Below are 22385 nucleotides of genomic sequence, written 5' to 3'. Positions count from 1 at the left end.
TTCAAACACTCATTATTGCCTTATACGCAAAAATGATTTGTTTACAGCCGCATTGTTCTGCATCAGCCGCAAAAATAAGGTCGCCTCACCCATAACGAGTGAGGCTTCTCATGAAAGCGATGATTTTGAACGGTCTGGGCGCAAGCGATTTGTTTGAGCTGGCTAAACTGGAAAAACCAAGGGCCACTGCCGGACATGTTGTTGTGAAAGTTTGCGCAACAAGCGTGAACCCGCTGGACTCGATGCTGCGGTCCACTGAAACGCCGTGGTCGGAGAACCTTCCTCAGGTTCTGCATGGCGATGTTGCTGGCATTGTTGAGGAAGTTGGCACTGGTGTTACACGCTTCAACGTTGGTGACCGTGTGTATGGCTGCGCGGGTGGCGTGGCTGGCATCAATGGCGCTTTGAGTGAGTACATGCTGGTTGATGCGGACCTAATAGCTCACAAGCCCAACTCATTGACCATGAGACAGGCAGCAGCGCTTCCGCTGGTTTCCATCACAGCCTGGGAAGCACTGGTGCAGAAGCTGAAGGTTTCCGCGGATGACAAGGTGTTGGTGCATGGCGCGACAGGTGGTGTTGGTCATGTCGCCGTTCAGCTGGCAAAAGCGCTGGGAGCGAAGGTAACGACCACATCTCTTGCCAAGAACCTTGCAGCCGCTGAGAAGCTGGGCGCAGATCATGTGGTGAATGCAGAGGAAACATCGGTTGCCGAGTATGTAGCTCAACACACCGGCGGTGAAGGGTTTGATGCGGTGTTTGACACCATCGCCGGTGAGCACATTCAAAAGAGCTTTGAAGCAGCTCGCATGAACGGCGCGGTTGCTACAATCCTGCCGATTGCCGATGTGTTGCAAGTGGCCCTGAAGGGGTTGAGCTTCCACAGTGTGCTGATGCTGATCCCGATGGTGACAGGTAAGAACCGCCGCGTGCATGGTGAGATTTTGGAGCAGATTGCCAAGCTGGTGGATGAGGGCAAAATCACCCCGCTACTGGATGAGACGGAGTTCAGCGTGCTGGATGTCGCCAAAGCCCATGACAGGCTGCAATCCGGTGAAGCTCTTGGCAAAGTTGTCATCAGCGGCTTCCACGCTGAAGCCTGACGTTTAAGCGTCACCACCAGTGCGCATCAGATGCACTGGTGGTTTTGTTGTCTGCCTCTAATCCAGCAGAACGTTACGGCGGGCTTCGCTAGTGCGTTTGGTGGAGAGGAGAAGGTTGGTTTCACTGGCGGAGATACCGTCGATCAGGCGGATGCGACGCAGCACATCATCGAAGTGCACCAGCGTGTCCGTGCCCAGCTCCAGGATCAGATCCCACTTGCCGTTTGTGGTGTGCAGAGCGGAAACTTCAGTCATCTTGTTGAGCTGGTTGACGATGCGTTGGGTGCCTTTGCCCTCGATCTTGATCATCATTATGCCACGAACAGGTTGTTCAAAGACATCGCCTCGCAGCACCACTGTGTAGCCGAGGATATCACCAGCTGATTTCAAACGCTCCATGCGCGCGCGCACCGTTGAGCGAGATATCTTCAGCTCAAGGGCTAGATCAGAAACACTCGCCCGCGCATTCCTACGTAGTATCGCGATGATTTTTTGATCTATATCATCCAAAGTGCGTAACCTTACTTACCATTCTGGCCAATGCGACCACCATTTTGATCACAATGCCAGCTTTTTACCGCCACTTCCACAAGGATAATACCCCATATTGGAATTAAACGGGAAGTGGGAATGAAGAATACCGTTGTGCTCGTAGGTGCACCTGTACAGACAGGAACCAACATTCAGGGCTGCGTGATGGGCCCGGATGCTCTGCGAACTGCCGGACTGCAAGGCTCCCTTGAGGCACTGGGCTACTCCGTTATAGACCGGGGCAACATTTTACCAGAGGCAAGTCCTGATCGGGTTCATTCCAACAGCGCTATCCACCATTTGAGTGAGACAATCAGCTGGACATCTAAGCTGCATGATGTGGCTCTGCATGAAATGCGTGAAGGGCATCTGCCAGTTTTCCTTGGCGGTGATCACTCCATGGCGGCAGGCACCGTCAGCGGTATCGCTCATGCTGCAGCAGAAGCTGGCGAAGAGCAGTTTGTGCTCTGGCTGGATGCACATCCTGATTTCCATAATCTCAGCACAACGACCAGCGGTAATCTGCACGGCACGCCCGCGGCTTACTTTTGTGGTCTCTCCGGTTTTGAGGGGTATTATCCGGAGTTGAACACAACAATTAAGCCAGAGAACATCTGCATGATGGGTTTGCGGTCCGTCGACAATGCAGAGCGGGCTGCCCTGCAGAAAACCGGTATTGAGACCTACGACATGCGCCGTATCGATGAGAACGGTGTGGTCAAACCAATCAATGCGTTCCTGGAGCGTGTGAAGGCAGCCAATGGCCGTCTGCATGTGAGCTTTGACGTGGACTTCCTTGATCCGGACATTGCCCCTGCGGTGGGGACGACGGTTCCGGGTGGCGCGACCTTCCGTGAAGCGCATCTGATCATGGAGATGCTCTGTGACAGCCAGCTGGTGACTTCGGTTGATCTGGTGGAACTGAACCCGTTCCTGGACGTCCGCGGACGCACAGCAACCCTGATGACGGATCTGGTGTGCAGCTTGTTTGGCAAGCAGGTGCTGGACCACCCAAACCGCGCCTGATCTCAGTCACATAATAAAAGATAGGTATCCCCATATGGTCCAGTTCGTAAGCGTTTCTAAAATTTTGGATTTGGTCAACAAACACGGTGTCGAGAATGTCCTGAAGGGCATGACCGAGTATGTGGAGCAGGATTACCGCCGCTGGCCGCTGTTTGACAAAACACCTCGTGTTGCAAGCCACTCCAAAGTTGGCGTGATCGAACTGATGCCGACCAGTGATGGGGAGCTTTACAGCTTCAAGTATGTGAACGGCCATCCGAAAAACACCAAGGAAGGCAAGCAGACTGTCACTGCGTTTGGCATGCTGGCAGATGTGGATACGGGCTATCCATTCTTCCTTTCTGAAATGACGGTTCTGACGGCACTGCGCACGGCTGCGACCTCTGTGATGGCGGCGAAGCATCTGGCGCGTCCGGATTCTAAAACCATGGCGATCATCGGCAATGGCGCTCAGTCTGAGTTTCAGGCACTGGCGTTCAAAGCGGTAATGGGCATTACCAATCTGCGCCTTTACGACACGGATGCGGAAGCGACGGAGAAGTGTGCGGCGAACCTTGATGGCAAGGGCTTCACCATCACCATCTGCCGCAGCTCTGAAGAGGCGATCACCGGCGCGGACATCATCACTACCGTGACTGCGGACAAGCAGAAAGCCACGATCCTGACCGACAACATGGTCGGCTCCGGCGTGCACATCAACGCGATTGGTGGCGATTGTCCCGGCAAGACCGAGCTGCATAAGGACATTCTGCTGCGTTCCAAGATCTTCGTGGAGTTCCCGGAACAGACCCGCATTGAAGGCGAGATCCAGCAGCTGGATGATGACTATCCGGTTGTTGAGCTTTGGGAAGTGATCACCGGTGGTGCGGAAGGCCGTAGTAGTGAGCGCGATATCACGCTGTTTGACTCCGTTGGCTTTGCCATCGAGGACTTTTCCGGCCTGCGTTACATCTACGATCTGGTGAAGCAGGACGAAACAACCCAGGACCTTGAGATGATCGCTGAACCAGCTGATCCACGTAATCTCTTTGGTCTTCTGGAGGTAAAACAAGCTGCCGAGTAAGAGCAGCGGTCATTGTTAAACTCTCCCTTGCCCGGGGTTTGTAAGCGCCTGCCCACCTAGCAGGCGCTTCTTTTTTGCTTTGTTGGCTTTTGGGCAACATCGGAACTGAGAGAAAAATGGTTCGAACTCTCAATGTCGGTTCGAACTCACATTTTCTTTACATGTCTTATCCAGCACAACCTCTGATTAGCTGAGCACGTAGAGCTTAACCGCCCCTAACGTTATCTCACTCTTAGAAGAAGGTTGCGAAGCTCATGCCCCAAACACTTACTGCAACTAGCGCTGCAAATTACCCCGCTCTTTATCAACCATTTCATCGACAGCAGGAGAACTCTGCGCAAAGTGATGATCAGGCCGTTCGCTTTCGTCCTGCTCAAGGTTATGGAGCTGAGGAACTTAAGCTTGACCAGAGCCGCTTTGAAACATTTAAGTCTCAATACCTTGCGGACACAGGAAAGCTAAAAGCTGCAGCTGAAAAGTATTGTGGCAGCCAGGCTTCGCAGCATTCCCAACGTATTGAAGATCTTGAAAGAAATCTCTTTGTCGAACAAGGCAACCCAACCTTTTACGCAGGAAAGCTTGATACAGCTTACAGTACTCTGCGGGACAACATTCACGAGATAGACACTCTTTTAGACAGCCCAAACATCTCCGATAACAAAAAAGAGCTCATTCTAGATCAGTTCCTGACAACAATTAATGCGTGTGCAGACGGTGTTACAGCGAACTCTCAAATTGCTCTGACAGCGCTCTATCTGGAAACATCCGGTGCGGCAGGCGAATTGCAGCGCCTCAGAGAAGGTTTGGTTCAATCCCTTGCTGCAGAGTTTGCGACAAAGCACCATGATGATTTGTCATCAGACTGGGAAATCCATCTTGTTAATGCCTACACAAACCATGTCGCGGAAAAGTTTGGCGTAGAAGTTCAACCTGATGAGTATGACGTGGCCTTTGCCGTCACTCCGGAGTTGAAGGAAGAGTTTGAGCAACTCGTTGAGAACCGGTTGTCTCCTGCACGGATTGTGGAGCATCTGGCAGAAGAACATGACCTCGAGCTCAAGCAGGCACTCAATGCATTAAACATCCCAACAAGTGGGATTGTGAAACTTGAGCAATTAGATAGTCCTGAAACAAGGGAGAACATCTTCGGAAGCATCGATAACGGTGTACTGAAGAAACTGGCAACGCTCACCGGTAAGGAATCCTACTCTCTGCAGCAGTTTGGCGACATGGACGAGTGGCAGATGGAGCATGTCGATTTCACCAACTCCCGTTTTTATGTTGCGAAAGAAATTGCTGAAGGCATTAAGACTGCCAACACACCAGATGGTAACTCTAGCCAGTCCGTGGAACCAGATACCGATATCGCGCTTTCTCCTTCAGGCGAACTCCACCTTAAAGGTCACACCGGGCTGTTCTATTGGGTGGAAAACACTGAAGCTGATACCATCGAGCCCGTTAAACCTGAGCACATAGCCACCTTGGACCTTTCCACATTTGGGGAAGAAGGTTTAGAGATCGCTCGAACCGCAATTACTAACGCAACCAGTTATGCTGAAGTTGACAGTTATCTAACGAGCCAGATTACGGCGACAAAAGACGCAGCCTCTCCGCTCACTCAAGAAGGGCTTTTGTACACTCAGCAAGACAGTGAGTTACCAACGAAGTTGGTAGGGGTTATTCTTGAGCGAGCAAACTCTGATCCTCGCTTTAAACAAGAGCTCATTGATCAGTTAGGGCAGCCTAACACAACAGACAAGTTCCAACTGTTTGCTGCAACTGCACAAGACAGCGACATCGGTTTTGCAGCTTTGAAAGGCCTTTCGTCCGAAGTCGATTTAACCAGATTAAATGATGCATCCTATGTTGGTAGTTTGTCTGCGGATCAGCTGGAAATCGTCAAGCAAAACAGCAAGTTTATTGATCTGAATGGAGCTCTGGCCAGTGCTTTCCAAGATGGCAGCAAAGACGTTGTACAAACCCTTCTGGGAATAGGCGCTGAGTTTGATGTCAATAATATTCAGTTGCAGTATGGCATACTCAATGCGGCTGCGAGTGACGACATTGAACTCATCCAAATGCTCCCAGATGATCCGGAAATGTTCCAGATAGCCGATCAGGATTCTAACGGGAGCAATCTCTTGCATGTGGCGTGTTACTACGACAGTCCAAAAGTTGCTCAGCATCTGCTTGCAAAGTATCCATCGGAAATCAGATCTCAAAACAGTTCAGGCCACACGCCAATGATTATGGCAATCCAAAGTGGCAGTGCTGACCTCATTCAGACGATGCTGGACGCTGATCGTCATATCTTGTTCCCGCTGAGCTCCAGCGAAACCAATCCCGTCGATTACGCGAGGAGAAATGCTAGCCCAGAAGTTCGATCAATCATCAGCCAAGCCCAAGTAAGCTATTACCGCTCTCTGACTGAGCAAGGTGTTGATCCATCAACAATACCAACTTCAGCCAAAGGGGATCTCATGAAGCTTTCGATGCACCTGGGCTTTGACATGGCGAAAGAGTTGCTCGCAACGCGTTCCCCAGCCCTGAATCTGGACACGAGCGAGCTTCTTCATAACGCGACAAGCATGCTGGAGAGTGAAATCAACAAAGGCAATAATGAGCAGGCTCAGATGATGATCTCAAAGTATCCTGAGCTCCAAACCAACCGGTTTGATGGTGAGGCAACTCTCATCCATCTTGCCGTGCAAAAACTAAGTCCGGAAACACTAAGCTGGATGCTTGACCAACCTGAATTGCGGGCTCAAATCAGCCAAGTTAACGGTCAGGGCCTCACCCCACTACAGATCGCAGAGCAGGATGGTAAGTTTGCACAGGCTACTATCCTTCGTCAGGCTTCTGCGGCTTAAACTCAACGAGCTGATTTCGAAGGTTCTCATCAAGATGAACCTTCGAATGGCACGCAAGCAGCCATGCGCATAACTTCCATAATTTATCATGTTGGGAGAGAATAACCGGAGACAAACATGAACTCTGGTTTAGCGGGCGGGATTTGCCTCTACGAGAGAAGCGGTCATCATTAAACTTTCCCTTGCCCGGGGTTTGTAAGCGCCTGCCCACCTAGCAGGCGCTTCTTTTTTGCGTTGTTGGCTTTTGGGCTGAGCAAAGGCCGACGACTAAGGTTCGGCGCGGCTCCTGATCAATTACAGGAGCGTCTCAATGTGAACTCTTTGCGCTTCTTCCCAGATTGCATCAATGAAGATGCTAATGGTCTCGCGCAGTTGAACGCTGTTGTTTGGATCAACCTGTTCAGCAAGAAGCTCATCAAACAATCCTGCTTCCACAATTCGGCCTTCCACGGTCTCTGCAATCTCAGGCGTGTACTTTTCTGAGATAAACTGGGTGATCACATCGAGGGTATCCACGGCGGCCTGTCTGATCTCATTGTCAGGGACAGAGAAGTTTCCTGTCAGCAAGTTTTCCGGAAGCACAGAGGCTATATCATGGTTTTCTGGTACTGCTGCTTTCGCGTCGACTTTTGCAACAAACGCGGCCGTGTCCTCATCTAGCCCAGTGCCGTTAGAACTGGACGCTGCATATTTTGCAGCTGTCACTTCGTGCTCGGAAATTAACACGGCGAGTGGATCGCTGTTCAACTTTTCATCTGCATAATGAACACCGGTTATGACCTGCCTTGATGTCAGGCTATGGTTTTGGCCAGCAGTGAAACCGCAGGCGTTACAGGCCTTTTCGTAGGCCTGTGTTCCAAGGGTTGCACCATATTTGTCCTGAAGGGCAGTCCGGAACGCTCCCTGATCTGCTGCTTTTTGAGAATCTAGGTTGCCCTGCAGAGCAAGCCAGGACACAAACCGCCCCTTAACTGACGTGCTTGCCAGACGGGGGAGTACATCTCCGCCTTCGACTGTCAGCTTTTGAGAAGAGGCTGTGTTGGTCGCGATGGTCTGGAAGTTACTCAAGCTTACTGAAGTCATAGTGCTCATCCCATTCTGCTGGTCTCTGTTTGCAATGGGACCAGGCTAACGTTAAGTCAGAAGCACTCCTGTTCTGTTCATCACAGCGGCCCTGACACCTCAATCACAACTCTGTCAGGGAGGCAAAAACAGCACGCAAAAAGTGGATATGATGTGAGCATCTGCCGTAGATGCAACCTTGCTGCTGTAACCACTCTGAACTACACCTAACTCTTTCTGTGTGATCTCACATTTTCGAAAAGGCTATGCTGCTGTGATTACCTGTTATGTGCATTATGAGTTGGAGCCAGGGAAGGTTGCTGAGTTTGAGCATTATGCCAAGCTTTGGATTCCGCTGGTGGAGAAGTTTGGCGGGCAGCATCATGGATATTTTCTGCCTCATGAAAGTGCAAATGATCTGGCGCTGGCTCTGTTCTCGTTTCCATCCCTTGCAGCCTATGAGCAGTATCGCAAGGATAGCATGGAGGATGAAGACTGCCAGAAAGCGTTTGCCTACGCTGAAGAGACACAATGCATTCACCGCTATGACAGGCAGTTTTTGCGGCCGGTGCTGAAGTAACTCAGCGAGTGGCGCCAGAGGCGAAGCTACTTGGTAAACTTCATCGCGTACTCGACGATCTTATCGCCAGCGATGAGCAACTGGAGTTTTTTGGCGTCTCGTTTAACCTCTATCGGGCATTTCTTTGAGGCTTCCGCTTTGATTTCCGTGAGCTTTTTGTCGAGGGCGGCGAGTTCGCGTTCGGCTTTTCGGAAGTCATCCCGCTTTTTGCTGGCTTTTTTCCAATGAGGGGCCAGCTTTAGCAGGTTTTGTTCAGCGGCTTCATAGTCCGGATCGTTATTGAGCTTTTGAACGTCGCCCTTGTTTCTCTTGCGCGCTTCATTCATCTGGGCGACCAGCTTGTTGTAGAGCTTGTCGAGATCATCAAAACCGCTGCTTTCGCGTTCCAGAGAGTTTTTGAGGCGCGTGAGCTTACCGTGTGCTTCTGAAACCTTGGAGACCTTCGGTGAATCTTCGACAGCTGCTTCGTACTTTTTGTCGAGGAAGGTCTTGCTGCCCAGCTCTTTGTCGAAGTTGGTTATGTCCACCCGGCTAATACTGTGTTTGTGGTCCATCTTCTGCTTCAGATCAGAGAAACCACTGCGAAATTCAGCGAGGTTCTTGAAGGTTTTCAGGGTTTTTCCGGCCATTTCTGTCACCTGTTTTTGCTCTGATAAAACGCTAATGCAAAACAAGCAGGCCCAAAAGAAAGAGGTCTTCCGTTAGTTAAGCAAAACAGAACCGAAGATGACAAAAGCAAGCGGTGCGATGCGCGCGTTTACTCCTGTCGCGGCATCAAGGTCTTCGAAGATCTTCAGCCACGCACACTCATTCCTTTGAGAATTTAAAGTGGGAGGGTTGAGTAAAATACTATTTCCTCAAAACCTGAAATATCCTAGTAGTTTTGCAGGGCATTACAGCAAGGGCCTGCCCCTTTTGATTTTCCCATCCCCATTCCTTAAAGCGCTTTGAGCAACACAAAGCGCACGCGCAGATTTGGTTTGTCAAAATGAATAGCTTTATCGCCGCCAGTCAGAAGATTGCGAAAGACTCCGTCGGCTTGTTCTGGATTATGGTCAAGACCATGGTTCCGGTGATGATCTTCGTGCGCATTGGCATGGAGTTTGGGCTGGTTGATTATCTGGGCGTGGCACTGGAACCACTGATGGGCCTGATGGGATTGCCGGCTGCAACCGGTCTTGTGCTGGCCGTTGGTTTGTTGGTGGGCACTTACTCCGCTGTGGCCGTGATGATCAGCATTTTGCCGCTGGTAGCGCTGAGCGTGGCTGATGTGACGGTGTTGCTTTCCGTTGTTTTGATCGCCCATGCCCTGCCGCTGGAACAGAGCATTTCCCGCCGTGCTGGGATCAGCTTTATTTTTTCCTCCGGTCTGCGGTTTGTGGTGGGCATTGCCTACGGCATGGTGCTGAATCTGTTTTATTCCGCAGGTGGTTGGCTCCAGCAGCCGATTGAGCTTTCTTGGCTGCCTTATACGCCAACCATTGAAGAGACCTGGCTGGAGTGGAGCTACTCCAGTGCCTCCCTGCTCTTCAGCATGTTCTGGATCATTCTGGGGCTGATCCTCTTCCTGAAACTGCTGGAGCTGTTGAAGGTGACGGATCTGCTTGGGTGGCTGCTTTCACCTTTGCTGCGCATCATGGGCATCAGCAAGGCAGCGACGCCAATCACCATGGTGGGTGTTTTGCTTGGGCTTTCCTATGGTGGTGGCCTCATCATCAAAGAAGCGCAGGAAGGTAAGCTTTCATCGCGCGATGTGGTGCTGTCTCTCTCCTTCATGGGCATCTGTCACGGCTTGATTGAAGATCCGCTGGTGATGATGGCGTTTGGCGCACACTGGTCTGGTGCACTGGTTGGACGTTTTGTGTTCTGCGTTGCGGCGATGGCGTTGATTGGTCGTCTGATTCAGATGATGCCAGAAGATGCCTTCAACCGGTTCCTCTATCGCCCTGCTAAAACAGCCAAGGCGGTTGGCTGATCTCCTCCCTTCTTTCTGTTCCTGAGGTGTAGTTACGTTTCAGGAACATGGCTCGCTTAAGATGTTTCGCAGTGAGCTGGGCTGGCATGGTCTGGCCTGAATGCGGAAACACGTGCATGAGCGAAATGCCTCCTCAAGAAAAGCGCACACCCAATGAGGCCTGGTTTGAATCCCGGTGGTGGTGGCGGGTGAAGATGTGGCTGCAATGGACCAGCTGGCTGCAGTACCTGCCCAATCTGGTGGTCGTACTGCTGTTGCTGGTGCTCGCAGGACTTGGAGCACTGATTGGGTGCTGGCCGTTTGTGCTGGTGGATCTGCCGCTTGTTCTTGCAGCGCTGTTGTTTCTCAATCTGATCTTCGATGTGGCGACGGTTCGATATGGCTATCATCCAGAAGAGCCACTGCCGACCAGCCTTGCGCATCTGGATGCGTTTGAGGTGATGCGGGCGCGGGTTTCGTGCCGGTCTTTTCAGAAGCGGTTGATGAGCGAAGAGCATCGGCAGATGGTGCTTTCTCTGGCAGAGCAGAACAGCAGGCCGGAGAACTGTCTGAGCTCCTCCCCTATTCGTTTTGAGTATGTCGACAATCCGCTGGTGGTCTGGCCTGCGGTTGGGACGCGGGAGTTTCTGGTGGCCATTGCACCGCGTGAGTATCACGAGATGGCCGTGGTGGATGTGGGGCGCAGTTTACAGAAAGTGGTGATTGAAGCCACACGACAAGGGCTGGCAACGTGCTGGATTGGGCCGGGGGCTGACCATAAGAGCATCATCAAGCATCTGGGTGCGCGGTTTGATCCTGAGAAGGACCACATCATCTGCGTTTGTGCATTTGGGTATCGCTCCCGTTACATTCCTCTGGCCATCCGCCTCATCCTGAAAACACAGCGGCATCGGTTGGATGTGCAGGAGCTGTTTTATGCGGACACTGTTTTTGCCAAGCCGCTGAACACGAACGCACGGCCCTATCGGGCGTTTGGGCGATGCTATGAGGTGTGTCAGTGGTCGCCATCTTCCTACAACGCGCAGCCAACGCGTGCTGTTGTGTTGGCTGAGAATGCGAAGATACAGCGGGTGGATTTTTGTGCAGCAACGCATTCACGGTACTACGCCATGGTGGCGCTGGGGATCTGGTTGGCGAACTGGGAATGCGGGTGTGAGGCGCTTGGCAAGGTGGGGCGCTTTGAGCAGCTTGCGCCAGAGATGCGCGGCAAAGAGCCGTTTCCGGATCTGCCGCGCTATATCATCTCATGGGTGCCGAAGGAGGCCCCTTAAACCCAGCGTACCGTCTTTTTCAGAGCAGTCTCAGAGGATGGCCCTGATGACTTCAGGATCGGTTTGAGCGGAGCTTCTGGCTCGCTATGCACGAGCTCCAGAGCGGCGGCATCGCTGTCAACCTTGTCCAGACGGGCCTGCTCAAACAGGGCCTCCTTGATGATGTCGCCAAAGCTTTCCACGGTGACTGAGTTGAGGAACGCCTGATCCTCCCGGTTGTCAACCAGACGCTGGATGGCATGGTCACGGATCTGAGGGATGTTGGCGGTGAAGAACGGCGCGGTTGCATCGCTTGCCCAACTGACGCCCGTCACGCCATGTTGCTCAGCCAGCGCGGGGAAGTTCTGCCAGGTCAATTGCCGAGACAGGTCGTGGATGGCATCCTCTGCATTTTCTGGCAAGGAACGCAGGAAGTTTTGCTCGGCATAGTTCCAGACCTGCTTTTCGAACCGTTCAACCGCGATCTTCATCGGATGAGGCACCTCTGAAATTTTCAGAGCCTCTCCCTCCTCCACAGGGCGTTGATCGCGCAGCACATCGCGGTAGATGCCTTGCAGAAGTTCTTTGCTCCATGCTTTGGAGGTGGCTTCCTCTGCGATGAGAGGATCGTATTTCTTTGCGATCTCCGTGCTCAGGCGGGCCATCAGTTCCCGTTCCACATGGAAGGGGTTTCGCTCTGTGTACTTGCTATCGGCGCGAGCGGCGAAGAGTTCGGTGTTGCTCTCCGGAGTCTCAATGATCTCGCTTTGGACAGATGGAATGGTCTGATGCTGTTTGTTCTGCACCAATCCGTTGATCGGGTTACGCTTTACATCATCAGAGAGCGCTTTGTTGCGTGCTGCGGAGCTTTCATCGCTCAGCACCCGGCGCTCTGCAAAAGTGACGCCTTCCAGCACCTGTTTGGCCGTCAGGCTGTGGCTGTTGCCGTCATTTTGACCGCACGCTCTGCATGCTGCTTCATAGGCTTTATCGCCCAGCGTTTTGCCATAGTGGTTGGTGAGTGCCAGACGGAAGGCGCCCTGATCTTCCTGCTTCTGGGCTTCTCCTGCCGCTTGCTGTTTGACCCAGGTGACGAGCCTGCCTGCGATTGCAGTGCTGGAGTGGGCCTTCACCTGCCCTTCAGCAATCGTGAGCTTGCCATCCTGCGGAATGCTGTGTGCGGCAGAGACGAAACTGTTCAAACCAATCGCTGTCATTGTCCAACTCCCATGGTGTCAGCGGCCCGGGCAACCTGCCCTCCCGCCTTTCAGAGTAGGCAATGGTTTTGCGGATGACTGTTCTGACCGTCACAGGAAACGACTGGATTTCATAGGTGAAAATACGCAGTTAGCGTTATTTGTCGTGCTCCTTCAGGAAGGCATCTATGATCTCGTGCAGGCGTTTGCCGTCGAAGCTGGGGAAGTGCCCACCGTGGACAGTGCGGACCGGGAGGTCAGCCAAGCGCTTCATACTGGCGATGTAGTCTGCCATGTTGGAGTGGTAGCAGTCTGTCACCAGCGGCCCGTCGTAAACGATATCTCCTGCGATCAGGGTCTTGGTTGCCTTCTCCCACAAAGCGATGCCGCCCGGTGAGTGGCCGGGCGTATGGATGACCTCAAAATGGCGATCACCGGTGGAGAGCACTTCACCGTCTTCCAGCAGGTGACTGGCTGGTGCCGGTTCGACAGCGTATGCGGAAGACTTGTAGGGTTCTGGCGGGAGGGCGTCGAAGATATCATCCGCGACACATCCTTCGACCAGCGTGTTCTGGCGTGTTGGGTGGGCGAGCAGATCAGCCTCGGCCTTATGGACCAGACGGTTCGGGAACTCGTGTTGGCAGCCGATGTGGTCAAAATGAGTGTGGCTGGCGACGGCCATCACGGACTTCTCTGAGGTCAGTGCCACATGCTCGCGCAGGCTGACAACGCCCATACCGCTGTCCACCAGCAGGTCCTTATGGCGACCACGCACATGCCAGATGTTGCAGCGGTAGAACTGCTTAATGTAGGGCTCTTCAATCAGCGTAATGTCATCTGCCAGTTTCGTGGTGCGATACCACTTCTCCGCCGGAATGCGTTCCACTGCTCATCCCTCCTGCTTGATCAGAGAAGTTCATCATAACCAGCTGTGGCACGGAGGGGGATAACTTATTTTGGTGGGAGTTTTCCGCCCCGCAGAGTGCTGCGGGACGAAGGAACGCAGGAAAAACGTAAAGAACGCAAATGAACGCACATTATCACGCAAGGGTGGTTTGGCGGGTGTTGTCCCCGTTTTGGGTGGTGCGGTTTGGAGAGTAATCCGCGGCATTCACAGTTTTTGGGCGGCCTTCCAGAGAGAGGTTTGTGATGCGCGGGGCGGTTTCGGCGATGACCTTGCCGCGGCGGATCACAGCGAGGCGGGTGGCCTTCATGCGGATGGCTTCGATTGCGTCTTCTGCCTGCAGCAGCACGAAGTCGGCATTACCGCCGACTTTGACGCCGTAGCCTTCCAGCCCCATGATCTTTGCGGAGTTGGTGGTGACGGCCTCATAGCAGTAGCGAATGTCATCACGGCTGGAGAGCTGGCCTACATGGAGGCCCATGCCTGCGACTTCCAGCATGTCGGCGTTGCCCAGTGAGTACCATGGGTCCATCACGCAATCATGACCAAAGCCGACGGTGATGCCGTACTCCCGCATCTCGCGCACGCGGGTCTGGCCACGGCGTTTTGGATAGGTGTCGTGGCGGCCCTGAAGCATGATGTTGATCAGTGGGTTGGCGATGGCACAGACTTCCGCTTCTGCCATTAGAGGCAGCAGCTTAGAAACGTAGTAGTTATCCATGGAATGCATAGAAGTGAGGTGTGATCCAGTCACCCTACCCTGTAGCCCTAAGCGCTGGGTCTCGTAAGCCAGCGTCTCAATGTGACGGGAGAGTGGGTCGTCGGATTCATCGCAGTGCATGTCCACCTGCAGGCCGCGCTTGGCTGCGATCTCCATGAGAGCCTTCACTGAGCGGGCGCCGTCTTCCATGGTGCGTTCAAAGTGTGGGATGCCGCCGACCACATCCACGCCCATATCCAGAGCACGGAGCAGGTTGTTCTCAGCAGTTGGAGAGCGGTAGAAACCATCTTGCGGGAAGGCGACCAGCTGCAAATCGATATAGGGCGCAATGCGTTGCTTCACATCCAGCAGGGCTTCCACACCCAACAGACGATCATCACAGACATCCACGTGGGTTCTGATAGCCAGCAAGCCTTGAGAGACTGCCAGGTCGCAATAACGCAGAGCCCGCTCAACAACCGCATCAATGGTGAGCAGTGGCTTCAACTCTCCCCAAAGGCTGATGCCTTCCAGTAGCGTGCCGCTTTCGTTCATTCTTGGCAGACCAAGGGAAAGGGTGGCATCCATATGGAAGTGAGGATCAACGAATGGTGCTGAAACCAGCTGCCCCTGAGCATCGATCACGCGTTCTGCTTCTGCGGTGATGCCTTTTTCAATCGCGGTGATTTTGCCAGTTTTGACTGCAATATCGACGCCTGTTTCGCCAGTGGTCAGGACTGCGTTTTTTACGAGTAAATCCAGAGACATGAGTGTTGCCTTTCTTACTTATTAGCTTAACGCTGACCACGGAAGTACGGTTGCAGCAGTGCGCGTGGGTAATCTGCTTTGCGGGCCACAAGCACCAGCGCTACGATGGAAAGCAGGTACGGGATCATCAGGAAGACCTGAGACGGGATCACCGCGCCAACCTCATTTTGCAGGCGGATCTGGAAGGCATCGAAAGCTCCAAACAGCAGAGCCCCCAGTAGAGCTTTACCCGGCCTCCAGCTTGCAAACACCACCAGGGCAATGCAGATCCAGCCGCGTCCGTTGATCATGCCGAAGAAGAAGGCATCGAAGGCGGACATGGTGAGGAAAGCGCCGCCCAGTGCCATGAGCGCAGACCCTGCCATGATTGCGCCGATACGCAGTGCGAAGACCGACAAGCCCTGCGCTTCAACAGCGGATGGATTGTCGCCCACAGCCCGGATCGCAAGGCCAAGTGGGGTGCGATAGAGCACGTAGCTGACCAGCAGGACCATGGCGAGCGCCAGAAAAGTCATGGAGGTTTGCTGGAACAGAGCCGGACCGATGAATGGCAGGTCAGACAGCACCGGAATATCAAGCGGTTGGAACGCTTCAATCCGCGGGGGGCTGGAGACTTTTGGCAGCGCTGTGCGATAGGTGAAATAGCTGACCGAGGTGGCAAACATGGTTATGCCGAGGCCTGAGACGTGCTGCGACAGACCCAGAGGCACCGTAAGGATGCCGTGGAGCAGACCAAAGAACGCACCTGCCAGTGCTGCGATGAGAACACCGCCCCAAAGGCCAGCGCCGAGCCAAACGGCCATCCAGCCGCACATGGCCCCAACCACGAAGATGCCCTCAATACCGAGGTTCAGCACCCCTGCCCGCTCACAGACCAACGCGCCGAGCACACCGAAGATAAGCGGAGTGGCGATGCGGATGGCAGCAGCCCAGAAGTTGGCGGAGAGAAGAATATCAATATATTCCATGGCTTATGCCTCCCCTTTGGCTGCAAGTGGTGTCTTCTTCGGCTGCACAAAGCGGATTTTGAAGCGCACGAAGAGGCTGGAGATCAGCACACAGATCAGAGACATAGCGACCACGAGATCAGCAATGTAGCTGGAAACGCCCATGGCGCGGCTCATGCTGTCTGCCCCTACAAAAACGGCTGCGATGAACACGGCGGCAATGACCACGCCAACAGGTGACAAGCCTGCCAACATGGCGACCACGACACCTGTGTAACCGAAGCCCGGAGAGATATCGGAGGTCAGATAGCCCTTGAGGCCAGCAACCTCGCTTACACCGGCAAGGCCCGCGAGCGCACCGGAGATCAAACCCACCTTGATGAAGGTGGAGGTGACTGGAATGCCTGCGTGTTTTGCGGCAGAGACGTTTTCACCCGTTGCGCGGATTTCAAAACCCCAAACGCTGCGCTTCATCATGATGTAGATTACAAGCGCGGAAACCAGAGCGATGACAAGGCCCCAGTGGATGCGCATGCGAGGGAACATTTTGGGCAGTGTGGCGGCGCTGGTCATTGGTTCTGACTGCGGCCAGCCCATGCCCATTGGGTCTTTCATCGGGCCTTCCAGCATCATCTGCACAAACAGCAGAACCACGAAGTTGAGCAACAAGGTGGTGACGACTTCATCTGCTCCTAGCTTCGTTTTCAGCAGTGTTGGGACGAGCATCAGTGTGCCGCCCGCAATCATACCCGCCAGCATGATCAGCGGGATCATGATGTAGGCAGGGGCTGAGATGGCACCGGAACCAACTGCCACGGCGGCAAGCGCGCCCACATAGAGCTGACCTTCTGCACCAATGTTCCAGAGCTTGGCTCTGAAGGCCACACTGACGGCAAGGCCGGTGAATATGAGCGGGGTGGCACGGGCCAGAAGCTCAGATAATGCGAACTTGGAGCCGAATGCCCCCTTAAAGATATGCCCGTAGGCGGCGAAAACTTCTCCCCCTGCCGCCGCAATGGGGATCGCCGCGAGCGCGAGTGCGGTGATTCCAGCGACAATCGGCAGGGCCAATGCAAAAAGAGAAGAGACATTGCTGCGAGGTTCAAACCGGATCATGCTGCTTGTTCCCCTTTTGCGGAATGTCCTGCCATCATCAGGCCAACCTGTTTCTTATCCAGCTTTTCTGTCTCCACTGGCTCAGAGATATGCCCGCGATGGATCACGGCGATCCTGTCGGATAACTGGAAAAGTTCGTCCAGATCCTCAGAGATGAGAAGGACGCCAGCGCCTCTGTCCCGCGCCTCCTGAAGGCGGCGGTGCACGTCAGCTGTTGCGCCTACATCCAGCCCTCGTGACGGCTGTGCGGCAAGGACAATATCGGGTTGCTGATCCAGTGTTCTGGCGAGGACGATCTTTTGGATGTTCCCGCCGGAAAGCAGGCGGGAGACGGCAAGCGGGCCGGAGCAGCGGATGTCATAGGCCTTGATAGCCTCCTGAGCACGCTTGCGAATTTCGTTGAAGCGGAGAAGGCCGAAGCGCTGGTAGGCAGGCTTGCGGATTTCTTCCAGCACGAGGTTTTCCTCCACCGACATGGCACCTACGATACCGTCGTGGTGGCGGTCTTCCGGGATGCGGGCTACGCCGGATTTGATTGCAGCGGCTGCGCTGGCCTTGAGCGGTTTGCCATTGAGCTGGACATGGCCAGCGGTTGGCGTTTCCAACCCGGAGATGACCTTTGCAAGCGTGCTTTGGCCGTTGCCAGAGACACCTGCCAGGCCGATGATCTCCCCTTTTCGGAGGGCGAGATTGACGTTTTCGATCTGCTCGCGGCCCTCACCGGCGCTGACACCAGCAAAAATCAGCGTTTCGTCTTCCGGATAGCCGGGTTTGCGTTCTGCGGTTTGGACTGAATGCCCGACCATTACCTCAGCTAGTTGATGGCGATCACACTGCGATGTCGGCAGGTCTGCAACAATCTTACCCCCTCTCAACACCGCAACACGATCAGACGCGCCCAGCACCTCTGCCATCTTGTGGGAGATGAAGATAATTGCCATGCCTTTAGCGGCGAGCAGCTTCAGGGTTTTGAAAAGACTATCGGATTCCTGTGGCGTGAGAACCGCAGTGGGTTCGTCTAACACCAGAATGCGGGCATCGCGGTAGAGCGCTTTGAGGATTTCAACGCGCTGTCTTTCCCCAACTGCCAACTTTGAAACGCGCAGATCCAGATCGACTTCGAGGCCGGAACTCTGCATCAGCTCCTGCAGTTTTGCCCGCGCTTTGGAGCGGCTGAAGCGGCGTGCAAACAGGCTCTCCGTGCCCAGAACGATGTTCTCAAGACCCGTCAGGTTCTCAGCCAGCGTGAAGTGCTGGTGAACCATACCTATCCCCGCTTCAAGGGCTGCCTGAGGGGCGCCGGGCTCCAGATCTACCAGAATACCAGAGGAGTGGCGTACCATGACACGTCCTTCATCAGCCACATAATGACCGAACAGGATATTCATGAGCGTGGTTTTGCCCGCTCCGTTCTCACCCAGCAACGCAACTATTTCCCCTGCATGCAGGTCTAGATTGACGTTGCCGTTGGCAACCAGATCACCAAAGATCTTGGTTATGTTTTGAAGAGATAGAAGCGGATGCTCACTCTTAGTTTCTGGCATGGGATACCCTTAGACTGAAGAGGTTATGCGCGCGGCAGGCGGAAAAGACGAGCCGGGTTATCCCCCGGCCCGACCTGCGTTAATTGGAGGACTTTGGTTCTTCGTCGTTGATTTCAACGGTGAAAGACCCATCCAGAATGCTCGCTTCGACAGCTTTGACCTTGCCCAGCAGGTCCGCATCCACCAGCGCTTCATCAACCACCAGCGAACCACCGCCATGACCCATGAAGGAGTACTTGCCGTAGTCTTCAGCCTTGAAGTTATTCGCCTTTACAGCTGTGATCGCTGCATCAACGGTTGGCTCCATATGCCAGATGGCAGAGGCAAGGATGGTGTTTGGATAGTCAGCAGCGGTGTCAATGACATTGCCAATTGCAAAGATGCCTTTTTCCATCGCCGCATCAGATACGCCGAAGCGTTCTGCATACAAAACATCAGCACCAGCATCGATCATCGCGTAAGCAGTTTCTTTTGCTTTTGGCGGGTCGTACCAGGAGTTGATGAAGTTGACGGTGAAGGTCACGTCAGGATTGGTTGCCTTAGCACCATTCATGAATGCGTGCATGAGGCGGTTGACTTCCGGAATAGCGAAGCCACCGATCATGCCGATTTTGCCAGACTTGGACTTCGCGCCTGCGATCATACCGGAGAGGTAGGATGGCTCGTGGATGAAGTTGTCAAACACGGCGAAGTTTGGCTCAGCAGCCGGGAAGGAAGAGCCCATGAGGAAGGCTGTTTCAGGGTATTCAGCTGCTACATTGCGCGCTGCGCGTTCTACTGCGAATGCTTCGCCGACGATGAGCTGGTGGCCCGCTTCCGCGTATTCACGCATGACGCGTTCATAGTCTGTGTTGGCTGTGTTTTCGGAGTAAACATAGGTGATGTCACCGCGTTCTGCAGCTGCGTTGAGGGCCTTGTGAATACGGCCAACCCATTGCTGCTCAACAGGAACGGTGTAAATCGCTGCGACCTTGAGAGGTTCAGCAGCCAAAACTTTTGCCGGAGAATAAACCGTGATTACGGCCGCAAAAACAGCCACGGCTGTAAGAACATGGCGTCTCACAAAACCGTTCAAACGTGTCGCAAACATGCACACCCCCTGAAATCAATAATTTGTGCAGGGCTGCAGATCAGACTGCAGCCGCAATCTGCCCTATCTCGTAGTGAAAGTGAAAATGTCCTGACCAGGACGAAGGCATTAAAAATGGCTGTATACGAGACAAAGCGGCTAATGACTAGATGCCTCAGAAGTATTTTTCGCATGACGGCACGTAAATTAATGCAGAACACACAGTACTTTTCTTATGGTATTCAGTTATTTATCGACCGTATAAATATTATTAAACCACTATATAGCTGTGGATTGAGCCAAGTGACGATAAAACACTCGAATCGAAGCAACATCTTGAAATTTTACTTTTCGGTCAAATAATTTCAATCAATATTATTTTGCAATATTTTCCATAGATTGAAAAATAACGCAGTGCGCTCAGTGATTGCTCCAGGTGCTTAAAATGCACGCAGGTAGAGCTCTGATTTCATGCAGGATTTGGAGTGTGGTGCTCAACAAGCGAGCAAAGCACGCCTTGTAGATACATGAGAGAAATTTGGGAATAGTTGTGGGGGATGATGGCTTTGGGCTGCCTCGAAGGCGTAGAGAAGTGCCGTGGCACTTCCCGAGTTTTGTGAGCTTGCTCAGCTTATGAGGTCACCGTTGCGGCTTCCCAGTCGGTCAGGATCTGCATGATCTGACGGCTATCGTCCATGCTTGGCGCCGGGCTTTCAAGCGCGGTCTTGCCAGCTTCGATCGCTTCACGGATTGCTCTGACCTGATAGAGGAACGCATTGCCTTCCGCTGTTACGGTGCGGGTGTCGCCGGGCTTTTCGTAAGGGGTGACGGTGAAACTATTCCCCTCAGCTTCTGGCAGCCATGGGTTGGAATCAAGCACGAGGCTGGCTTTGGATCCCAATACCGTGAAACCGGCATGCAGACCGTAGTCTTCAGCGGTGTGGAGCTGACAGACAACACCGTTGTTCAATCTCAAGGTCGCTGCAGACTCGCAGATATTCCCATCCGTACCACGGCGACCCATTGCAGAGATCTTATAGTTCTCAAAGACATGGGTCGGGAATGCTGTCTGCAACAGCAAGTGCATCAACGAGGTTGGATAGCAACCAAGATTATACAATGCTCCCTTGCTGTGCGGGTTCACGAACTGAGCGATAGAAGCACAGTACTGAGCGGTGATGGACTGGACTTCCCCCAGTTCACCAGAGGCAACCACATCACGAATAGCAGCGGCGAACGGATGGTTCAGGTACATCAGCCCTTCAACAAAGAACACGCCGTTTTCAGCCACAGCTTTCAGTGCCTGATCCGTCTTTTCCATATCCACGGAAAGTGACTTTTCACAGAGGATCGCCTTGCCTGCATTGGCCGCTTTGATCACGTACTCATGATGAATGTGATTAGGGAGTGCGATGTAAATGATATCAACGGCTTCGTCTTCAATTAGCTCATTGAAATCATCAAAAGTATGCTCAACATCGTACTTCTCTGCGAACACTTTCAGAGGTACTTCTGAGCGGCCTGCAACGGAATGAATCCGCGTAGAACCTTCCGCTTGAACCGCATCCGCCATGGTAAGCGAGATGAAGCTTGTTCCCAGAAAGCCCCAGTTCAGTTTCGACATTGTTTTTCTCCAGAACACAGGATCCCGAGAACATCACGGGACGGACTCCGAAAATAACCCTAATCATATTTCAGCAGAGAGAAAACACCCGAGATCGACGGCTCATGGATTATCCAAGTTTATCGATAAAAGAGCAGGTAACTCTCAGAGTTTACTTACAATTTTACTGAACTAAGGGACTGTCCGTACCAAGTAAATCAATGCCTTTGATTTCTGCAGATCCTGCCAGAATTGTGATGTATTGAGAGACTGCTTTGGACCAACTTGCAGCTTCCAACCATGCTCTGATGGTTTCCTCAACATGTTCAAATGGCAGAGTGTTTCCGTCAATTTTCCGGTTCAGGAAAATGATGTGATAGCCGAACTTGGTTTCGATTGGATGCTCTGACAGTTGTCCAGCCTGCATCGACTGAAGGGCGACTTCAAACTCAGGAACCGTGCTCCCCTTTGTCAGCTGGCCCAGATTTCCGCCGGTTTCCTTTGATGGACAGGCGGAGTACTCCATTGCCAGATCGGCGAAGGACTCAGGTTTATCCTGAAGGAGCTTGATCACATCATGAGCACGCGCTTTGGCAATGCTGCGGGCTGTGAGTTGGTCCGACCCAGCTGCGAACAGGATATGGCTGGCCTCATAAATTGGCTCTGAGCTGAAGCGAGCCTTGTTGTTCTCATAATAACGCAGGCACTCATCCTGAGAAGCAGACGGAATATCGACTTCCTGCTCAATCAGTTCCCTGATGGCCGCATCGTCTTCGGTTTCGCTGCCGTCGTCATGCTGTTCTGGCGCAGCGATGATGTTCAATGCACGTGCCTGCTGCAACAGGAGCTCTCGGACCACAAGAGCGCGCGCAGCTGCTTGAACCGCCTGACCGGGGTTTTCAGCGGGGTGGTTCTGAGCTTCGGCCAGAATATCTTGCTCAGATATCTGAACACCATTGACCACCACATCCGTGATGATCGGTTTGCTCTTGGGTGGCACTTTGGTGCTCGGCAGGTCCATGCCTGCCTGAGCACCCTCACTCAGGTTCGGGTTTGTGTAGAGATTGGCCATTTCACC

The 22385-nt window shown here is 53.3% G+C and carries 19 protein-coding genes; 7 read left to right on the top strand and 12 right to left on the bottom strand.

The genetic code is table 11. From position 1 onward, the window contains the following. The first annotated feature begins 110 nt into the window (after nucleotides 1-110). Nucleotides 111-1103, top strand: a complete 993-nt coding sequence (locus PSE_RS03795) for a zinc-dependent alcohol dehydrogenase family protein (protein WP_014283640.1) — start codon at nucleotides 111-113, stop codon at nucleotides 1101-1103. 57 nt (nucleotides 1104-1160) lie between these two features. Here the strand turns inward: PSE_RS03795 and PSE_RS03790 are convergent, their stop codons facing one another. Further along, entirely contained in the window at nucleotides 1161-1613 is a 453-nt protein-coding gene (locus PSE_RS03790) for an Lrp/AsnC family transcriptional regulator (RefSeq protein WP_008548611.1), read from the bottom strand. Between the two features lie 120 nt (nucleotides 1614-1733). Between PSE_RS03790 and rocF the strand changes: the two genes are divergently transcribed. The 3 genes from rocF (at nucleotide 1734) to PSE_RS03775 (ending at nucleotide 6593) form a co-directional block, all read left to right on the top strand. Next, nucleotides 1734-2660: an arginase gene (gene rocF / locus PSE_RS03785; protein WP_014283638.1), complete on the top strand. Its 927-nt coding sequence runs from the start codon at nucleotides 1734-1736 to the stop codon at nucleotides 2658-2660. A gap of 34 nt (nucleotides 2661-2694) precedes the next feature. Then, on the top strand, nucleotides 2695-3723 hold the full coding sequence (locus PSE_RS03780; RefSeq protein ID WP_014283637.1) for an ornithine cyclodeaminase: 1029 nt from the start codon (nucleotides 2695-2697) through the stop codon (nucleotides 3721-3723). A 254-nt stretch (nucleotides 3724-3977) separates the two neighbouring features. Beyond that, complete coding sequence (locus tag PSE_RS03775; protein ID WP_014283636.1) at nucleotides 3978-6593, top strand: ankyrin repeat domain-containing protein; 2616 nt, start codon at nucleotides 3978-3980, stop codon at nucleotides 6591-6593. A 294-nt stretch (nucleotides 6594-6887) separates the two neighbouring features. On the opposite strand, the gene PSE_RS03770 is transcribed toward PSE_RS03775, so the two are convergent. After that, nucleotides 6888-7676, bottom strand: a complete 789-nt coding sequence (locus tag PSE_RS03770) for a hypothetical protein (protein WP_014283635.1) — start codon at nucleotides 7674-7676, stop codon at nucleotides 6888-6890. A 253-nt stretch (nucleotides 7677-7929) separates the two neighbouring features. Between PSE_RS03770 and PSE_RS03765 the strand changes: the two genes are divergently transcribed. Further along, nucleotides 7930-8235, top strand: a complete 306-nt coding sequence (locus tag PSE_RS03765) for an NIPSNAP family protein (protein WP_041768863.1) — start codon at nucleotides 7930-7932, stop codon at nucleotides 8233-8235. A 26-nt stretch (nucleotides 8236-8261) separates the two neighbouring features. On the opposite strand, the gene PSE_RS03760 is transcribed toward PSE_RS03765, so the two are convergent. Next, nucleotides 8262-8864: a hypothetical protein gene (locus PSE_RS03760; RefSeq protein WP_041767927.1), complete on the bottom strand. Its 603-nt coding sequence runs from the start codon at nucleotides 8862-8864 to the stop codon at nucleotides 8262-8264. Nucleotides 8865-9223: 359 nt separating this feature from the next. Between PSE_RS03760 and PSE_RS03755 the strand changes: the two genes are divergently transcribed. Then, entirely contained in the window at nucleotides 9224-10210 is a 987-nt protein-coding gene (locus PSE_RS03755) for a nucleoside recognition protein (protein ID WP_014283632.1), read from the top strand. Nucleotides 10211-10326: 116 nt separating this feature from the next. Continuing rightward, nucleotides 10327-11481, top strand: a complete 1155-nt coding sequence (locus tag PSE_RS03750) for a nitroreductase family protein (protein ID WP_158309178.1) — start codon at nucleotides 10327-10329, stop codon at nucleotides 11479-11481. Here the strand turns inward: PSE_RS03750 and PSE_RS03745 are convergent. The 9 genes from PSE_RS03745 to PSE_RS03705 all read right to left on the bottom strand — a co-directional run bounded on the left by PSE_RS03745 (nucleotide 11478) and on the right by PSE_RS03705 (nucleotide 22379). Then, nucleotides 11478-12677: a hypothetical protein gene (locus PSE_RS03745; protein WP_014283630.1), complete on the bottom strand. Its 1200-nt coding sequence runs from the start codon at nucleotides 12675-12677 to the stop codon at nucleotides 11478-11480. The two genes, PSE_RS03750 and PSE_RS03745, sit on opposite strands and share 4 nt — an antisense overlap. 136 nt (nucleotides 12678-12813) lie before the next feature. Continuing rightward, a complete protein-coding gene (locus PSE_RS03740; RefSeq protein WP_014283629.1) occupies nucleotides 12814-13542 on the bottom strand; it encodes an MBL fold metallo-hydrolase in 729 nt (242 codons plus the stop codon). Between the two features lie 154 nt (nucleotides 13543-13696). Further along, nucleotides 13697-15028 (bottom strand): amidohydrolase family protein, encoded by a 1332-nt coding sequence (locus tag PSE_RS03735; RefSeq protein ID WP_014283628.1) that lies wholly within the window; start codon nucleotides 15026-15028, stop codon nucleotides 13697-13699. Between the two features lie 26 nt (nucleotides 15029-15054). Continuing rightward, complete coding sequence (locus PSE_RS03730; protein WP_014283627.1) at nucleotides 15055-15996, bottom strand: ABC transporter permease; 942 nt, start codon at nucleotides 15994-15996, stop codon at nucleotides 15055-15057. Between the two features lie 3 nt (nucleotides 15997-15999). Continuing rightward, entirely contained in the window at nucleotides 16000-17091 is a 1092-nt protein-coding gene (locus PSE_RS03725) for an ABC transporter permease (protein ID WP_014283626.1), read from the bottom strand. Further along, the gene (locus PSE_RS03720) at nucleotides 17088-18635 is read right to left on the bottom strand and encodes an ABC transporter ATP-binding protein (RefSeq protein ID WP_014283625.1); all 1548 of its coding nucleotides are present in this window, start codon (nucleotides 18633-18635) and stop codon (nucleotides 17088-17090) included. Before PSE_RS03720 ends, PSE_RS03725 begins: the two co-directional genes overlap by 4 nt. Nucleotides 18636-18714: 79 nt before the next feature. Then, nucleotides 18715-19725 carry a BMP family protein gene (locus PSE_RS03715; protein WP_041767926.1) on the bottom strand — a complete coding sequence of 337 codons (1011 nt, stop codon included), beginning with the start codon at nucleotides 19723-19725 and terminating at the stop codon, nucleotides 18715-18717. Nucleotides 19726-20335: 610 nt separating this feature from the next. Next, entirely contained in the window at nucleotides 20336-21328 is a 993-nt protein-coding gene (locus tag PSE_RS03710; protein WP_208998078.1) for a Gfo/Idh/MocA family protein, read from the bottom strand. A 163-nt stretch (nucleotides 21329-21491) separates the two neighbouring features. After that, nucleotides 21492-22379, bottom strand: a complete 888-nt coding sequence (locus PSE_RS03705; protein WP_014283621.1) for a peptidylprolyl isomerase — start codon at nucleotides 22377-22379, stop codon at nucleotides 21492-21494. Nucleotides 22380-22385: the final 6 nt, after the last annotated feature.

The sequence above is a fragment of the Pseudovibrio sp. FO-BEG1 genome, from assembly GCF_000236645.1.
Taxonomy (GTDB): domain Bacteria; phylum Pseudomonadota; class Alphaproteobacteria; order Rhizobiales; family Stappiaceae; genus Pseudovibrio.
This window is presented reverse-complemented; position numbering and strand designations above follow the sequence as displayed.